Origin of the sequence: Sulfitobacter sp. D7, from assembly GCF_003611275.1 — a bacterium.
Lineage (GTDB): Bacteria > Pseudomonadota > Alphaproteobacteria > Rhodobacterales > Rhodobacteraceae > Sulfitobacter > Sulfitobacter profundi.
Map to the genome: position 1 here is coordinate 438,361 of NZ_CP020694.1, position 15,567 is coordinate 453,927.

A 15,567-nucleotide genomic window follows, 5' to 3' on the forward strand; every position below is an offset into this window, starting at 1 on the left:
TGCATAGGGGCCGTATTGCCCCTGACTCCGGTATCTTCTTTTTCAGGCGCAGGAGTCCGCGCGCCGGATTTCAGATTGCGCGGACATACAGGTTTTCAAGGCAAATGGGAAGCGTTCTATCGTGGCAGAGCTATAAGCGGCGGGTTCTTTCCGCTGCGCTATCGTGCAGGCTGCGCGCACAAAAAAACCTCCCGGCGCGGGCCGGGAGGTTTTATCAGTTCTGTCACCGGGTAACCCGGTGGCGTGCGCTTAGCGGCGCAGGCCCAGACGCTTGATGAGGTCCTGATAACGGGACTCATCTTTGGCCTTAACGTAATCCAGCAGCTTGCGGCGCGTCGCGACCATTTTCAAAAGACCACGGCGGCCGTGGTTGTCTTTTTTGTGGGTCTTGAAGTGCTCGGTCAGCGTGACGATGCGCGAGGTCAGAATGGCAACCTGTACTTCGGGCGAACCTGTGTCGCCTTCTTTGGTGCCGAAATCTTTCATGACTTTTGCTTTTTCTTCAGCAGTAATCGACATCGGGGTCTCCTTTCGAAAAGAGTTTAAATGGATGGCGCAGGCCGGGATGTCGTCCAGCTCAGGCCCATGGAGATATCACCCGCTGACGGAATCAGCAGGCGATGGGGGCGTATAGGGCGAATTTGCGCCTTTGGCAAAGGGTGATTTGTGCGGCGGCGGTTGCATGCGTCACGCGGCAGGAACAAGTGCAAGGGCCGCGCTGAGCGGGATCAGAGCAATATCTTCCAGCGCGACACTATCTCCGGCGACCCGCGCGACGATGATGTCATCCAGCAGGACGAGCGTCTGGTTCGGTTGGTCGGGATCGGGAAGGATGGAAAGGGGCGGCTCTGACCCGGTGGCGGTGCTGTCATCCCAGACAAACAAAAGCGAATCATTCTGTGCGTGATAGTCCATGATCTGTGCCGCGCCCTGCTCGGTAATCCAATCCCCCAAAACAATTTGATCCGTACCTTCGCCTGACGTCACAACGTCCTGCGCGCCTGCGACAATCAGGTCATCCCCGCCGCCGCCATTAAGGTAGTCGCGGCTCTGCTCGTCATCCGCCCCGGTAAGCGTGTCATCCCCCCAGCCGCCAAAAAGCGTATCTTCGTCGTTGCCACCCCGCAGCGCATCATCGCCAAGCCCGCCTTGGAGTGCGTCGTTTCCTGCGTCGCCATTCAGCAGGTCATCACCCGCAGAGCCTTGCAGCGCGTCATCACACGCGCCGCCATAGAGAAAGTCATCGCCATTGTGGCCAAAAAGGCTGTCGTTGCCCGCGCCGCCGAAAAGGTCATCATCACCGTCATTGCCGTGCAGGCTGTCGTTACCTTCGTCGCCGTGCAGCGTGTCATTGCCGTCATGGCCGTGCAGATCATCATTGCCAGCAGCACCATTCAGCAGATCATTCCCGCCGTAGCCGCCAAGTTGGTCCTCGCCGCTACCGCCCTGCACCGCCTCACCGGCATCGCTGCCGGTAAGGATGTCCCCCAAAGTAGCGCTGCCGCCGCGCGGGGTGTCGGCTTCAGGCGTATCATCCTCTGACGGTGTTTCGATTTCCACAAATGTGACAGCGCCAACCGCCATTAATCCCATCATTCCAGCCAGCCACAGCATCCGCAGTTCCACCGTTCATTGCCTAGTGCCCGACACATCATCCCACCCTTAAAAGGCCATGGCGCGGCTTTAAAATCAAAGGAATAGACGGAGAATGGTTAACGCGTGGTTGCTAGCGCAGTGCGCTAGGGCTGCCACAAAACCGGCTCCTGGGTATAGGGCAGGTAAAGCGGATGGCGCGGGTGGCCAGCTTTGGAGAGACCAAGGTGGTAAAGCGGTTTATCCCCCCGCGCCAACCGAGCGGCGACGGCCAAACCCCGGTCCAGATGTGCGCCATGCACGCCCCAAGCGGCGATGATCCGGTCAGCCCAACCGGCCCCCTCGATAAGCGTGGCGTCATTCTCGGGGCCGATGGGATCAACCGCCGCGCGCATGTCGCGCGGATCGGTGGCGCGGAAGGCAAAGATATTGGTCACCCGGAAACCGCCAAAGCCCAGCACCCGCGCCCGGCGCTCGCAACGCTCGACGGTGGGATCGTTCTGCACCTCGGTCGCGGTGGAGGGGTTCAGCATCACAAACATCACCCGCGGCGCGGCGCTGTCCCAGACCCGTGTGAGGCTGTAGCGATACAGCTCACAGGGGGAGTAGACGGCGGTTGAGGGCGCATCGCCCTTGGTATGGCTGCGGGTGATGAGGGCCATTCAGCCCTCGTTGGTGTCCGAAGATAGGTTGAACACCCGGCTGGGGTGCAACTCGCCTGCCTTGAAGCGGCCCACGGCGACGGGCTGGCCATCCAGCGAGGCCCAGCATTCATCGCCATATTCCACGTCATGGGCGATCACCATGCCGGGGTTGCCATTGCGCAGACGCGTCGCGCCTTCGGGAGTGGCTTTGACCTCGGGCAGTTCCGTCAAGCCTTCGGCCAGCGGCAGCAGATGCGTGTCGAGTTCTGGCGTGCGGGCGATCTCGTCGATCTGTGCCAGTGTCAGGGCATTCGCGGCCTCAAACGGGCCAGACCAGGTACGGCGCAGCTCGCGGACGTGGCCGAGGCAGCCAAGCTTCTGCCCCAGATCGCGGGCGATGGAGCGGACATAGCCACCCTTGCCGCAGACCATCTCAAGCGTGACGTGATCGGCATCAGGCCGATCAAGCAGCAGCAGGCTTTCCACCCAGAGCGCGCGCGCGGCGATGTCCATCTCTTCGCCGTCGCGGGCGCGTTTGTAGGCGCGCTGGCCATCGATTTTCACGGCGGAGAACTGCGGCGGGACTTGTTGGATATCCCCGATGAAATCGCTCAGCACATCCTTAATCGCCGCATCGTCAGGGCGCAGATCGGAAGTGCCGATGACCTCGCCCTCGGCGTCGTCGGTGTTAGTGGAAATCCCCAAACGCACAGTGAACTCATAGGCTTTAAGCGCGTCGATAATGTAGGGCACGGTCTTGGTCGCTTCGCCCAAGGCGATGGCCAGAACACCTGTGGCTTCGGGGTCCAGCGTGCCCGCGTGGCCCGCCTTTTTGGCCTCCAGCGCCCAGCGGACCTTGTTGACCACGGCGGTCGATGTCGGCCCGGCGGGTTTGTCCACCACCAGCCAGCCTGAAATATCGCGACCCTTGCGTTTGCGTGCCATGTCTTGCCCCTTCGCCTTTGTGGTGCTGCCCTCTAACGGAGCCATGCCGCGCTGCCCAGCCCCCAAGCGGGGAAAAGGTCACTTTGCAGGCGTGACGATGCCGACGATCGGCCCCAGCGTGGTGAACCCCGCCCCGGTGCGGCGCAATCCCGGCGCCCGCAGGCGCGAGATATTGCCGTCGAAATACAGCGCGTTAGGCAGGTCCAGCTCATCCCGGTAGAGCCGGGCAAACTCATGAAAGGTGACCACGTCATTGGAAATCGCAAAGACCGCGCGTTTGCCATCGGTGCTGGTACCAACCCCATTGCGGATATAGCGCGAGGTGCTGTCGGGCAAAAACCGCGGATGCAAAGCGCCATCGATTACCAACATCGGGCCGGATTGCGTGGCAAAGCGGCAGGCGGGCCTGTTCCTAAGATAGCGCTTGGTCTCGATCACATCGGCGCGGCCATCGCGCAGGCAGAAGACGCCATTGGGCAGCAAACCAAAGTTGCCGGGCCCTGCGCTGTCGATCACGCCGCGCGCCTCGACACCCTCTTCGATGTAATGTCCGACCGGAGAGCGATCCTCGTGGTACATGCCCGCGTTCATGGCAAAGCCGAGCCGGAGGCCTTGCGCTTTCAGCGCTTCATCAAGCGAGCCGAAGAACCCATAGGGCGCGCCTGCGTCATCGTTGAGAAAGAGCCGCAGATCGTCACGCTCCAGATCGACCTCGCAAACGGTGTAGGAGCTGCCGTCGAACGTGATGTTGCGGCATTCAGCAGCGTCCGAAGGCGTGCCTTTCAGCGCGATCAGCGCCATTGCGATCAGACCGGCGCGGATCACTGATCCGGCGCGCTGTCTGCAGCGTCATCGTCTGGCGCGTCCGCATCGCGGCGCACCACATCTTGGTTCAGCATCCGGCGCGTGTCGTCCATCCGGTCGAATGTCCGATCCAATTGGAACCGCAGATCAGGAGAGAACTTGAGCGTGAGTTTCTTAGCCACTTGCCGGCGCAATTCGTTCTTATTGCGCGCCAGCAGTTTGAGCACCTCATCCTGACCTTCACCGCCCAGCGGCAGCACATAGGCCGTTGCGATCTTGAGATCAGGAGAGATGCGCACCTCGCCCACGGTGATCGACAGCCGGTTGAGATCGGTGTCATGCACGTCCCCACGTGCGAGAACATCAGACAAGGCGCGGCGGACGGTTTCGCCCACGCGGAGTTGTCGTTGCGACGGGCCTGCGCCCTCATGAAACTTGTTCTTTGCCATGAACCCCATCTAAGGCTTCGGTTGCACTTTGCCAAGCGCTCGCCGACGGGCTAAACCAGCCGAGCCATTCATGCCCCCGAACCGCAGGAGTTACCTCATGACACAGACCCCCGGCATCGCCGTTACAGGCGCCTCTGGCCGCATGGGCCAAATGTTGATCCGTGAGATCACCGCCAGCGACAAGATGCATCTGGCCGCAGCGGTAGAGCGGACGGGTCATGATTGGGTGGGGCGCGATGTGGGCGAGGCGATGGGTGGTGCGGCGCTGGGCGTCACCGTGACCGATGATGCCGCTGAGGCGTTTGCCAAGGTGCAGGCCGTGATCGACTTCACCGCGCCCCAAGCCACGATCGCCTTTGCCGCTGCGGCTGCGAAGGCCGGGATCGTGCATGTCATCGGCACCACCGGGATGACCGATGAGGAAATCGCGCAGCTTGCCCCAGCCGCCGAACAGGGGGCCATTATCATCCGTGCAGGCAATATGAGCCTTGGCGTGAACCTGCTGACACAGCTCACCCGTCAGGTCGCCGCTGCACTGGACGTGGATTACGACATTGAGATCATCGAATCGCACCACAACCAGAAAGTCGATGCCCCCTCTGGCACGGCTCTGATGCTGGGCGAAGCCGCCGCCGAAGGGCGCGGCGTAAAGCTGGCTGATGTGTCAGACCGGGGCCGCGATGGGATCACCGGCGCGCGGCAGCAGGGCGATATCGGTTTCACCGCGATCCGGGGCGGTGACATCGTGGGGGAGCATGACGTGATGTTCGCCGCCGCCGGGGAGCGGATCATCCTGCGCCACATCGCTTCCGACCGGGCGCTCTTTGCGCGGGGCGCGCTGAAGGCCGCGCTTTGGGGGCAGGGGCAGACGCCGGGCGAATATGACATGCTTGATGTGCTGGGCCTGAAACGCTGAACCAGATGCAGATTATCTGAAACTTTACCTCTTTTGCTTACGTGAATGCTAAAGGCAATTCACCAAGGGAGGTTTCGATGAGGATTACCTTTGCACTCGCCGCGACTGCGGTGCTGGCGCTAAGCGGCCTGCCCGCGGCGGCGGAGTATGCCCGTATTCAGAGCAAGTCAGATTTTGTCGCGGCAGTGAATGGCAAAAGGCTGACCCGTCCGCTCGTCAATCTGCAGGTGACCCCCGGCGGGGCCATCGCTGGCAAGGGGGCCGCTTGGCAGATCACCGGCAGTTGGTCGTGGAAAGACGGCTATTTCTGCCGCACGCTGGTTTGGGGCGGCAAGGATTTGGGCTATAATTGCCAAGTCGTGATGCGCGATGGCGCGAAACTCCGCTTCACCTCTGACAAGGGTGCGGGCGAGTCGGCGGTGCTGACCCTGCGCTAAGGCCGCTTAGAAATCGACGGCGATGCCTTTTTTCTCCCAATCGCCATAGCGCACCGGCTCCGGCCCATCGCGCCCGCCCAGTTCAGCGGGCAGGTCCAGCGCGGCTGCGGTCTTGCGGCGCGCGGCGGCCTCGGCCAGCGCGCGCTGTGCGGCGGCAGGCAGATCGGGGCCGGGCTGCGGCGTCGGGTCATGCGGCGTGTCGGGGATCGGCTTTGGCCCCGGTTTGGGCTGCGGTGGCAGGTCCGGCGCGGGGCTAGGGGTTGGGTCAGGGCCGGGTTTGCTGTCGGGAATGGGGCGTTGATCGGGCATCATGGTCCTCTTGAGCCAAGTTCTCCCTTGATATACGTCGCGCGCTGGCCCAGACAACCCGGCAACCCCTCAAGCGAGACCCAGATAGGACATGACCATGGCAGACACAGGCGTTCAGGCCCGCAGAAGCGCGGTATATCTGCTGGATCAGATTTTGGGCGAAGAGCCGCGACTGATGTCGGAACTGCTCGCCTCCGGCGCGTTGGACAAGCTGCCCCCCGATGACCGGGCGCGGGCACAACGTCTGGCACAGGACACGCTACGCGGGTTGGAGCGTGCCGACCGGCTGTTGCAAAAACATCTGCAAAAGGCCCCGCCGTTGACCGTGCGCAACGTGCTGCGCGTCGGCACGATTGAGCTGTGTCAGGGCGGCGCGGCGCATGGGGTCGTGAACACGATGGTCAATCTCGTGTCGCAGCATCGCACGCTGAGCCATCTCAAGGGGCTGACCAACGCCGTGCTGCGCAAGATCGCCGCACAGGGGCCTGAGGCTTGGGGCGCCCTGCGCGCACCGCGCTTGCCCAAATGGCTGCGCGGTCCACTGGCCGAGGCTTGGGGCACCGACGCCATCGCCAAGATGGAAGAGGCGCATTTCGCGGGCGCACCGCTGGATCTGACCGCCAAGGGTGATCCGGCCGCCTTGGCCGAGGCCGTGGGCGGCACGCTCTTGCCGACAGGATCGGTGCGCGTAATGAACGCAGGGCAGGTCTCCACCATGCCCGGCTTTGCCGAAGGTGACTGGTGGGTGCAGGATGCCGCCGCTGCGATCCCGGTGCGGGTGCTGGCCCCGACGGAAGGTGAAACCGTGCTCGACCTCTGCGCCGCGCCGGGGGGCAAGACCATGCAGCTTGCCGCTGCGGGGGCCGTTGTCACTGCCGTTGACCAATCGCATCCACGGATGCAGCGGGTGAAGGAAAACCTTGCCCGCGTGGGGCTTAAGGCCAAGACGCTCACCAGGGACGCCCGTGCCGTAGAGGGCGCGTTCGACGCGATCCTGCTCGACGCGCCCTGTTCCGCCACCGGCACCATCCGTCGCCACCCCGATCTGCCCCATGCCAAGGATGGCTCGGAATTCGGGGACCTGATTGAACTGCAATCCGAGTTGATCGACCACGCATGGACCCTGCTGAAACCCGGCGGGCGGCTGGTGTTCTGTACCTGTAGCCTGCTGCCCGACGAGGGCGAAGTGCAGGTCGATGAGGCGTTGGAACGGCACGGCGACATGACGGTCGACCGCGCTGCGCTGGAGTTGCCGGGGGTCGCGGCTGAGTGGGTCACCGAAGAGGGCGGGTTGCGTCTGCGTCCTGACTTTTGGGCTGACAAAGGCGGGATGGACGGTTTCTATATCGCGTGTCTGCGGAAGGGCTGACCCTCACGCCCCGTCGGGTGGGGAGGGCACAGCGAGGTATGCGGATTTCGGTATCTCGACCAGGCCGCGCAGGCCCAGCGTCGCGGCATCCTCGGGCGTAAGCCCGGCGATGGCATCGAGGACCGCTGCAAATGTGGCTTCGCGATCGGTATCTGCCGCCGCGATATAGGGCAGGCCGGGCGTCGGCGTCGTGGTTTCCAGCACCCGCAAGCCACCCGCGAAAGCGTCATACCGCTGGATCAGCCGCCACGACACCCCGTCCAGCGCCGCAATATCCGCCCGCCCCTCGGCCACGGTTTTGGCGGAGTTCCGGTGCCCGTGGCTTTGACTGCGATCTGCAAACCAGAAACCCTCTGCGCTGCAATGCGCGTAGGCGGCGGCGTAGCCTGACTGCGAAAACGTCTGGTTGTAGGTGAACCGCGCCGCGCGAAAGTCGGAAATTGTTTCACGGGGATCATTGGCGCGGACCACGAAGACGCTGTTGTAATAGCCCTGCGGGCAGCCCTCAACGGCAAAGTCTGGTGTCCCGATCAGCGTAACATGGTCGTGCAGCCACAGGCGGTAGGGCATCCCGCAGGTTTGCGAAAGGGTCAGGTCGCGGGCTTTCCCGACCGCGAATTCCTCTCGCGCATTGTCCAACTCTTCCGGGGCCACAACGCCTCGCGCGCGCAGCCCGTCGCGGATCAACGCCCAGTAGCGGGCCGTGGCCGCGGCGGTTTCTGGCCGTAGGTACATCATCAGGCTGGCGATCATCGGTGCGCTCCGGTTGCGGTGCCCTTGTTTAGGCGGCACCCCTGCGGGCTGGCAACCGTCCGTTCCCCGCCGATCCCCCGGCGCGCGGGGAAAATCCGGTGACTCATTGCAGGGCCGCGGTTATGCTGCCGCCAAACGCCATCAGAGCGTCAGGGGCAGCTTGATATGATTAATCTTTCCAGCGTCATGGCCCGAAGGGTGCGGTTTTTGAACCGCTGGCACGCTTGGCGTGCGACCCGGGGCCGGGGGCGGGTGGCGGGTTTCACCGCGTCGCCCGAGCCGCGCACCATCGGCTCTTTCGCGCGGGGGCGGCAGTTGATGGCGGGCAATTACCTTTTTGCCGGCAGCCTGCTGACCGCGCCGCAGACCGCGATGTGGGATCTGACCCCGCCTGACCCTGCCTTTGCGGCGGAACTGCACGGTTTTGCATGGCTGGATGATCTTGCCGCCGTGGGGGATGCACGGGCGCGGGCGTCAGCGCAGGATTGGCTTTGGGGCTGGATCGACCGTTTCGGGCGCGGGCAGGGGCCGGGCTGGACCCCGGCGCTGACCGGTCGGCGGCTGATCCGCTGGATCAACCACGCACTTTTCATGCTGCGCGGGACGGACACCGCGCAGAGCGATGCCTTCTACCGGTCCCTCGAACAGCAGACCCGTTTCCTGTCAAAACGCTGGCGCGCCTCTGCGCCGGGCCTGCCGCGTTTCGAAGCGCTGACCGGGTTGATTTACGCGGGCCTGTCGCTGGAGGGGCTAGAGGAACTGGCCGATCCCGCCATCAAGGCATTAGCACGCGAATGTGCCAGCCAGATCGACGCCGAGGGCGGTCTGCCGACCCGAAACCCCGAAGAACTGCTCGCCGTTTTTACCCTGCTTACATGGGCCGCAGCGGCGCTCAGCGATGCAGGCCGCAGCACGCCCAAAGAGCACCTTACCGCGATTGAGCGTATCGCGCCGACCCTGCGCAGCCTGCGTCATGCCGATGGCGCCTTGGCGCGGTTTCATGGCGGCGGGCGCGGTATGGAGGGCTGGCTGGACCACGCGCTGGCGGCGGCCAAGGTCAAGACGCGGCAGCCTGATGGGCTGGCCATGGGCTATGCAAGGCTGTCGGCAGGGCGCACCAGCGTGATCGTCGATGCGGCGGCTCCGCCGGGCGGCGCGGCGTCGGGCAATGCCCATGCCTCGACACTGGCGTTCGAGCTGACCTCGGGGCGGCGGCCCTTGGTGGTGAACTGCGGCTCAGGCGCGTCTTTCGGGCTGGAATGGCGGCGGGCGGGGCGGGCCACGCCGTCGCATTCGGCCCTGTCGCTTGTCGGCCATTCCAGCGCCCGCCTGGCGGAGCCCGACCCCCACAGCGGGACAGAGGCGCTCATCGCGGGTCCGCGCCAAGTGCCAGTGGAGATCGGAGAGGCGGCGGATGGGCTGCGTTTTGAGGGCGGCCATGACGCCTATCTGCGCAGCCACGGGCTGACCCATGCGCGGCGGCTCGAACTCACCTCGGACGGGCGCGGGCTGACGGGGGAGGATATGCTGCTGGCGATAGAGGGGGCAGAGAAGCGGCGCTTTGATAAGGTGTTGAGCGCCACGCAACTGAAGGGCGTGCCTTTCGACATCCGTTTTCACCTGCATCCGGATGTCGATGCCACGGTCGACCTTGGCGGGGCTGCAATATCCATGGCGCTGAAAAGCGGTGAAATTTGGGTGTTTCGCCATGACGGTACGCATAATCTGTCTTTGGAACCGGGGGTTTACCTTGAGACGACCCGGCTGAAGCCACGTGCTGCGCAGCAGATCGTGCTGACCGGATATGCCATGAACTATGCCACGCGGGTGCGCTGGTCGTTGTCAAAAGCGCAGGAAACTGCGATTGGCGTGCGAGATTTGTCGATCGACGATCCCTATGCTGATGAAGACTGACCAAGGAACCAGCCCCATGCCCGACCTCTATCCCATCAAACGCGCGCTTCTTTCCGTATCCGACAAGACCGGTCTTTTGGACCTTGGCCGCGCGCTGGCTGCGCGGGGCGTTGAGTTGCTCAGCACTGGCGGCACCGCTAAAGCGCTGCGCGAGGCGGGGCTTGAGGTGCTGGATGTGGCCGATGTGACGGGCTTTCCCGAGATGATGGACGGGCGCGTGAAAACGCTGCACCCGGTGGTCCACGGCGGTCTGCTGGCCCTGCGCGACAACGATGAGCACGTCGGCGCGATGACCGAACATAACATCGGCGCGATCGATCTGGTGGTGGTGAACCTTTATCCGTTTGAGGAAACCGTCGCCAAGGGCGCGGAATACGGCGAGGTGATCGAGAACATCGACATCGGCGGCCCGGCGATGATCCGTTCGGCGGCCAAGAACCACGGCTTCGTCAATGTCGTGGTCGATGTTGAGGACTACGCCGAAGTCATCGCTGAGATGGAGGCCAACGACGGCCAGACCACCTATGCCCTGCGCCAGCGCTTGGCCCAAACCGCCTATGCCCGCACCGCGGCCTATGACACCGCTGTCAGCACATGGATGGCCGAGCAGGTCGCAGGCACCCCGCGCCGCCGGACCTTTGGCGGCACGCTGGCGCAAACCCTGCGCTATGGTGAGAACCCGCACCAGCAGGCGGCTTTCTACACCGATGGCTCCACCGCCCCCGGTCTGGCGAACGCCGTGCAGCATCAGGGCAAGGAACTGTCCTACAACAACATCAACGACACCGACGCCGCCTTTGCGCTGGTCAGCGAATTTGACCCTAAAGACGGCCCCGCCTGCGCGATCATCAAACACGCCAACCCCTGCGGCGTGGCACGGGGTGAGACGATGCTCGACGCCTACAAACGCGCCTTTGACTGTGACCGTACCTCGGCCTTTGGTGGCATCATCGCGCTGAACCAGCCGCTCGACGGCCCGACTGCCGAAGCCATTGCTGCGATCTTTACTGAAGTCGTCATCGCCCCCGGCGCGGATGAGGATGCCAAACGCATCTTTGCCGCCAAGAAGAACCTGCGTCTGCTGACCACCGAAGGTCTGGCCGATCCGGCAAGCGCGGCACTGGCCGTGCGCCAAGTCTCCGGCGGGTTTCTGGTGCAAGACAAAGACGTGGGCCGGGTTAGCCGCGACGATCTGAAAGTGGTGACCAAGCGCAAGCCGTCGGATCAAGAACTCGACGACATGCTGTTTGCTTGGACCGTGGCGAAACACGTCAAATCCAACGCCATCATCTATGTCAAAGACGGTGCCACCGTCGGCGTCGGCGCAGGCCAGATGAGCCGGGTGGACAGCACCCGCATCGCCGCGCGCAAGGCCCAAGACATGGCCGAGGTGATGGACATCGACGCACCCCTGACCCAGGGCTCGGTCGTGGCATCCGATGCGTTCTTCCCCTTCGCCGACGGTCTGATCACAGCGGCAGAAGCTGGTGCCACGGCACTGATCCAGCCCGGCGGCTCCATGCGCGACGACGAGGTGATCGCCGCAGCGGATGAAGCGGGCCTTGCCATGGTCTTCACCAACATGCGCCACTTCCGGCACTAAGCGAAGGGCAGCACTATGCGGACATTCGGCATCGCGGCCTTCGTGGCCTTTCTCATCGACCAGATCAGCAAATATGTGGTCATTCACATGATGGAACTGGCACGTATCCGCTCCATCGAAGTGCTGCCTCCGGTGCTGAATTTCCGCTATGGCGAAAACCGGGGCATCAACTTTGGCCTCGGGGGTGACATGAGCCAATGGGTGCTGGTCGTGGTGGCGCTGGTGATCTGCGCGGGCGTCACTCTGTGGCTCTGGCGCAGCCCGCATGGGCGGTGGGCACAGCTGAGCGGCGGCCTGTTGGTCGGCGGGGCGCTGGCGAATGTGGCGGACCGGCTGATCTATGGCTATGTGCTGGATTTCCTGAACAACTCTTGCTGTGGCATCAACAACCCTTTCGTCTACAACTTGGCGGATGTCTTTATCTTCGCAGGTGCCTTGGGGCTGATCCTCTTTACCGGAGAGCCAAAAAGCGCGCCCAAGCGCCGGGGCAAAAAAGGTCAGTGACATTGCCCGCTTGCCTGCGATATTGAACAAGCAGACCCCGAAAGGAGACACCATGCGTCGCATTGCCCTCATCAGCTTGATCCCGCTGGCCCTCGCCGCCTGCAGCAATCAGGGCCTTCGCGATTTGCAGCCTGTTTCTGATGGGCCGGATGAATTCCTGATCCAGCCGGTCAAGCCATTGGAGCGGCCCGACAATCTGAACGCGCTGCCCGCCCCCGCGCCGGGGCAGGCGAACCTGACAGATCGGTCGGCGGTGGCCGAAGGTGTGGCCGCATTTGGCGGACGTTTGGACACTTCTACCGCCATCCCCGCAGGGGACGCCGCACTGGTGCAGCACGCAGGCCGGATGGGTGTACAGCCCGGTATTCGGGCCGACTTGGCCCAGTCTGATGCGGAGTTCCGCAAGGGCAGAGGGCGCTTCACCCAGTTCCGCATCGTGCCGGTGGACCGCTACAGCCAAGCCTATAAGCGCCAAACCCTTGACGCCCATACTGAGGCGGAACGCTGGCGCAATGCGGGCGGGCGCACGCCGTCTTACCCTCCGCAAGACACACGTTTTCGCTAGGCTTCTTGAAAGTAGCGCCAGACCGCGTAGGTAATGCGGGAGGCGATATATTTCGAGGTAAGCAATGATCCGACTGCCGATGATGGCGGCCCTGGTGGCGACGCTCTTCACAGCCCCCTCCGCGCAGGCGCGCGATAACGAGAATGAGGCGGTAACCCATTTCACCCTCGATAACGGCATGGAGGTTGTGGTCGTCGAAGATCACCGCGCCCCGGTCGTGCAGCAGATGGTCTGGTACCGCGCGGGCTCTGCGGATGAGCCCAAAGGGTCATCCGGCGTGGCGCATTTTCTTGAACACCTGCTGTTCAAAGCCACCGATAAGCTGGAGTCGGGCGAGTTTTCGGCCACCGTCGCGGCCAACGGCGGGCGCGACAATGCCTTTACCAGCTACGATTACACCGCCTATTTCCAGCGCGTCGCCGCCGACCGCCTCGGCCTGATGATGGAAATGGAGGCTGACCGGATGAAGAACATCCGACTGACCCCCGAAAACATCGAAACCGAACGCGATGTGATCTTGGAAGAGCGCAATCAGCGGACCGAGAACAACCCCGCCGCCCTCTTCAGCGAACAACTCAACGCCGCGCAATTTCTCAACCACCGCTACGGCGTGCCGATCATCGGATGGAAACATGAGATGGAGGAGTTGGACCTTGAAGATGCGCTGTCGTTCTATGAGCTCTACTATTCGCCCAACAACGCCATCCTCGTCGTCTCCGGCGATGTGACGCCAGAGGACGTGCGCGAACTGGCCGAAGCCACCTATGGCCAAATCCCCGCCAACCCTGACCTGCCAGAGCGTCTGCGCACCGAGGAGCCGCCGCAGATTGCCGAGCGCCGTTTGATCTACAAAGACGCCCGCGTGGCGCAGCCCTATGTGCGCCGCTCCTACCTTGCCCAAGAGCGTGACAGCGGTGCGCAGGAAGAGGCGGCGGCGCTCTTTCTTCTCAGCGAATTGCTGGGCGGCGGCACGACCTCCTACCTCGCTGAAAAGCTGCAATTCGACGAACAGATCGCCAATTACACCGGCGCCTTCTACAAAGCCGATACGCTGGACGACACAACCTTTGACGTCGTCGTGCTGCCCGTGCCGGGTGTCAGTCTTCAACAGGCCGAAGAGGCGCTGGACGAGGTATTGGTGCAGTTCATGGAAGCCGGGGTGGACCCAGAACACCTTGAGCGCCTTAAATCACAGTTGCGCGCCGATCAGATTTACGCCCGCGACGATGCAGATCGCGTTGCAAATCGCTACGGCTCGGCCCTTGCCATCGGCCTGACCGTCGAAGACGTGCAAGACTGGCCCGACGTGCTGCAAGCCGTCACCGCAGATGACATCATGCAGGCGGCCCGCACCCTGTTCGACAAACGCGCATCGGTCACCGGTTGGCTGATGAAGGAGGACGCGCAATGAAACTGTTCTACGCCCTGATCCTAACGGTTTTCGCCGCACTCCCCGCCCGTGCCGAAGTCGACATCCAGCCCGTTACCAGCCCCGGCGGTATCGACGCTTGGCTGGTCGAAGAACATTCGATCCCCTTTGTTGCCTTGGAAATCCGTTTCCGGGGCGGCGCTTCACTGGACGCCCCCGGCAAACGCGGCGCGATCAACCTGATGACCGGCCTGTTGGAAGAGGGCGCAGGCGACATGGACGCGCGCGCCTTTAGCCGCGAGACCGAAGCGCTGGCAACCAACCTCAGCTTTGACGTGTCGGACGATTCGCTTTCCGTCTCGGCCCGTTTCCTGACCGAAAATCGCGAAGCCTCCATCGAGCTTCTGCGCGCCGCATTGTTAGAGCCGCGTTTTGACGAAGACGCGGTAGAGCGGGTGCGCGGTCAGGTGATCTCGAACATCCAGTCGAACCAGAAAGACCCGAACGACATCGCCCGCCAGACCTTCGACAAGATCGCGTTCGGCGACCACCCCTACGGCAGTTCGCTGAACGGCACGCTTGAGACGGTGGCCGGGTTGACCCGCGAGGACCTGATTGGGGCGCATAAGGCCGTGCTGGCCCGTGATCGCATCTATGTCGGCGCGGTAGGCGACATCACCCCCGAAGAACTGGGCGAGTTGCTCGATACGCTGTTGGGCGATCTGCCCGCCAAGGGCGCGCCGATGCCCCCGACTGCAGATGTTGATATCCCCGCGGGCACGACAGTGGTCGATTTCGCCACACCGCAATCCGTTGCGATCTTCGGCCAGCCCGGCCTCGCGCAGGATGATCCCGATTGGTTCACGGCAACGGTGCTGAACCATGTCCTCGGCGGTGGCGGTTTCGAATCCCGCCTGATGACCGAGGTACGTGAGAAGCGCGGTCTGACCTATGGCGTCTATTCCTACCTCGCCCCGCGCGATCTGGCTGAGACCTACCTCGGCTCCGTCAGTTCAGCCAACGACCGCATCGGTGAGGCTATTGAGGTGATCCGCGCCGAATGGGCCAAAGCCGCGACCGAAGGCATCACCCAAGAGGAACTGGAGGCCGCCAAGACCTATATCACCGGCGCCTATCCGCTGCGGTTTGACGGCAACAGCCCGATTGCCAATATCCTCGTCGGGATGCAGATGCTCGGCCTGCCGACCGACTATATCGCGACCCGCAACGACAAGGTCGAAGCGGTCACGCTGGACGACGTCAAGCGCGTCGCGGCGGATTTGCTGGACCCCGAAAACCTGCATTTCGTGGTGGTTGGCCAACCTGAAGGGCTTGAGGCTTCTACCCCACCACAAGAATGAAAAAAGCGCCGCTCCCACGGGGGCGGCGCTTT

At 63.3% G+C, this 15,567-nt stretch carries 17 protein-coding genes; 9 read left to right on the forward strand and 8 right to left on the reverse strand.

The window, feature by feature from the left end:
* Positions 1–249: 249 nt before the first annotated feature.
* The 6 genes from rpsO to rbfA form a co-directional block, all read right to left on the reverse strand.
* Entirely contained in the window at positions 250–519 is a 270-nt protein-coding gene (rpsO, locus tag B5M07_RS02120; RefSeq protein WP_067624299.1) for a 30S ribosomal protein S15, read from the reverse strand.
* Positions 520–687: 168 nt separating this feature from the next.
* Positions 688–1,626 (reverse strand): calcium-binding protein, encoded by a 939-nt coding sequence (locus tag B5M07_RS02125; RefSeq protein WP_254693945.1) that lies wholly within the window; start codon positions 1,624–1,626, stop codon positions 688–690.
* A 113-nt stretch (positions 1,627–1,739) separates the two neighbouring features.
* Entirely contained in the window at positions 1,740–2,255 is a 516-nt protein-coding gene (locus tag B5M07_RS02130; RefSeq protein WP_120350028.1) for a DUF1643 domain-containing protein, read from the reverse strand.
* Positions 2,256–3,182 (reverse strand): tRNA pseudouridine(55) synthase TruB, encoded by a 927-nt coding sequence (gene truB / locus B5M07_RS02135; protein WP_120350029.1) that lies wholly within the window; start codon positions 3,180–3,182, stop codon positions 2,256–2,258.
* Between the two features lie 78 nt (positions 3,183–3,260).
* Complete coding sequence (locus B5M07_RS02140; protein ID WP_120350030.1) at positions 3,261–4,007, reverse strand: phosphodiester glycosidase family protein; 747 nt, start codon at positions 4,005–4,007, stop codon at positions 3,261–3,263.
* On the reverse strand, positions 4,004–4,435 hold the full coding sequence (gene rbfA / locus B5M07_RS02145) for a 30S ribosome-binding factor RbfA (protein ID WP_067626238.1): 432 nt from the start codon (positions 4,433–4,435) through the stop codon (positions 4,004–4,006). The genes B5M07_RS02140 and rbfA overlap by 4 nt, the downstream gene beginning before the upstream one ends.
* 97 nt (positions 4,436–4,532) lie before the next feature.
* Between rbfA and dapB the strand changes: the two genes are divergently transcribed.
* Positions 4,533–5,351 carry a 4-hydroxy-tetrahydrodipicolinate reductase gene (gene dapB / locus B5M07_RS02150; RefSeq protein WP_120350031.1) on the forward strand — a complete coding sequence of 273 codons (819 nt, stop codon included), beginning with the start codon at positions 4,533–4,535 and terminating at the stop codon, positions 5,349–5,351.
* 77 nt (positions 5,352–5,428) lie between these two features.
* Complete coding sequence (locus B5M07_RS02155; RefSeq protein WP_120350032.1) at positions 5,429–5,788, forward strand: dihydrodipicolinate reductase; 360 nt, start codon at positions 5,429–5,431, stop codon at positions 5,786–5,788.
* A gap of 6 nt (positions 5,789–5,794) precedes the next feature.
* On the opposite strand, the gene B5M07_RS02160 is transcribed toward B5M07_RS02155, so the two are convergent.
* The gene (locus B5M07_RS02160; RefSeq protein WP_120352126.1) at positions 5,795–5,995 is read right to left on the reverse strand and encodes a DUF1674 domain-containing protein; all 201 of its coding nucleotides are present in this window, start codon (positions 5,993–5,995) and stop codon (positions 5,795–5,797) included.
* Positions 5,996–6,194: 199 nt separating this feature from the next.
* Between B5M07_RS02160 and B5M07_RS02165 the strand changes: the two genes are divergently transcribed.
* Positions 6,195–7,466: an RsmB/NOP family class I SAM-dependent RNA methyltransferase gene (locus tag B5M07_RS02165; RefSeq protein ID WP_120350033.1), complete on the forward strand. Its 1,272-nt coding sequence runs from the start codon at positions 6,195–6,197 to the stop codon at positions 7,464–7,466.
* A 3-nt stretch (positions 7,467–7,469) separates the two neighbouring features.
* Here the strand turns inward: B5M07_RS02165 and B5M07_RS02170 are convergent, their stop codons facing one another.
* Positions 7,470–8,219: a phosphate/phosphite/phosphonate ABC transporter substrate-binding protein gene (locus B5M07_RS02170; RefSeq protein WP_120350034.1), complete on the reverse strand. Its 750-nt coding sequence runs from the start codon at positions 8,217–8,219 to the stop codon at positions 7,470–7,472.
* 165 nt (positions 8,220–8,384) lie between these two features.
* Here B5M07_RS02170 and B5M07_RS02175 point away from each other — a divergent pair, with 165 nt between their 5' ends.
* From B5M07_RS02175 to B5M07_RS02200, 6 genes are all read left to right on the forward strand, one after another.
* Positions 8,385–10,133 carry a heparinase II/III family protein gene (locus B5M07_RS02175; protein WP_205570892.1) on the forward strand — a complete coding sequence of 583 codons (1,749 nt, stop codon included), beginning with the start codon at positions 8,385–8,387 and terminating at the stop codon, positions 10,131–10,133.
* Between the two features lie 16 nt (positions 10,134–10,149).
* The gene (purH, locus tag B5M07_RS02180; RefSeq protein WP_120350035.1) at positions 10,150–11,736 is read left to right on the forward strand and encodes a bifunctional phosphoribosylaminoimidazolecarboxamide formyltransferase/IMP cyclohydrolase; all 1,587 of its coding nucleotides are present in this window, start codon (positions 10,150–10,152) and stop codon (positions 11,734–11,736) included.
* Positions 11,737–11,751: 15 nt separating this feature from the next.
* Positions 11,752–12,240: a signal peptidase II gene (gene lspA, locus B5M07_RS02185; protein ID WP_120350036.1), complete on the forward strand. Its 489-nt coding sequence runs from the start codon at positions 11,752–11,754 to the stop codon at positions 12,238–12,240.
* Between the two features lie 52 nt (positions 12,241–12,292).
* Positions 12,293–12,805, forward strand: a complete 513-nt coding sequence (locus B5M07_RS02190) for a DUF3035 domain-containing protein (protein WP_120350037.1) — start codon at positions 12,293–12,295, stop codon at positions 12,803–12,805.
* Between the two features lie 64 nt (positions 12,806–12,869).
* Positions 12,870–14,216, forward strand: coding sequence for a M16 family metallopeptidase (locus B5M07_RS02195; protein ID WP_254693947.1), 1,347 nt, complete (start codon positions 12,870–12,872; stop codon positions 14,214–14,216).
* On the forward strand, positions 14,213–15,535 hold the full coding sequence (locus tag B5M07_RS02200; protein ID WP_120350039.1) for a M16 family metallopeptidase: 1,323 nt from the start codon (positions 14,213–14,215) through the stop codon (positions 15,533–15,535). Before B5M07_RS02195 ends, B5M07_RS02200 begins: the two co-directional genes overlap by 4 nt.
* Positions 15,536–15,567: the final 32 nt, after the last annotated feature.

Coding starts and splice junctions, on each gene's coding strand:
- B5M07_RS02170 (WP_120350034.1), bottom strand. CDS start 8,219: ATGATCGCCAGCCTGATGATGTACCTACGGCCAGAAACCGCCGCGGCC.
- B5M07_RS02190 (WP_120350037.1), top strand. CDS start 12,293: ATGCGTCGCATTGCCCTCATCAGCTTGATCCCGCTGGCCCTCGCCGCC.
- rpsO (WP_067624299.1), bottom strand. CDS start 519: ATGTCGATTACTGCTGAAGAAAAAGCAAAAGTCATGAAAGATTTCGGC.
- rbfA (WP_067626238.1), bottom strand. CDS start 4,435: ATGGCAAAGAACAAGTTTCATGAGGGCGCAGGCCCGTCGCAACGACAA.
- B5M07_RS02200 (WP_120350039.1), top strand. CDS start 14,213: ATGAAACTGTTCTACGCCCTGATCCTAACGGTTTTCGCCGCACTCCCC.
- B5M07_RS02130 (WP_120350028.1), bottom strand. CDS start 2,255: ATGGCCCTCATCACCCGCAGCCATACCAAGGGCGATGCGCCCTCAACC.
- truB (WP_120350029.1), bottom strand. CDS start 3,182: ATGGCACGCAAACGCAAGGGTCGCGATATTTCAGGCTGGCTGGTGGTG.
- B5M07_RS02165 (WP_120350033.1), top strand. CDS start 6,195: ATGGCAGACACAGGCGTTCAGGCCCGCAGAAGCGCGGTATATCTGCTG.
- lspA (WP_120350036.1), top strand. CDS start 11,752: ATGCGGACATTCGGCATCGCGGCCTTCGTGGCCTTTCTCATCGACCAG.
- dapB (WP_120350031.1), top strand. CDS start 4,533: ATGACACAGACCCCCGGCATCGCCGTTACAGGCGCCTCTGGCCGCATG.
- purH (WP_120350035.1), top strand. CDS start 10,150: ATGCCCGACCTCTATCCCATCAAACGCGCGCTTCTTTCCGTATCCGAC.
- B5M07_RS02175 (WP_205570892.1), top strand. CDS start 8,385: ATGATTAATCTTTCCAGCGTCATGGCCCGAAGGGTGCGGTTTTTGAAC.
- B5M07_RS02195 (WP_254693947.1), top strand. CDS start 12,870: ATGATCCGACTGCCGATGATGGCGGCCCTGGTGGCGACGCTCTTCACA.
- B5M07_RS02155 (WP_120350032.1), top strand. CDS start 5,429: ATGAGGATTACCTTTGCACTCGCCGCGACTGCGGTGCTGGCGCTAAGC.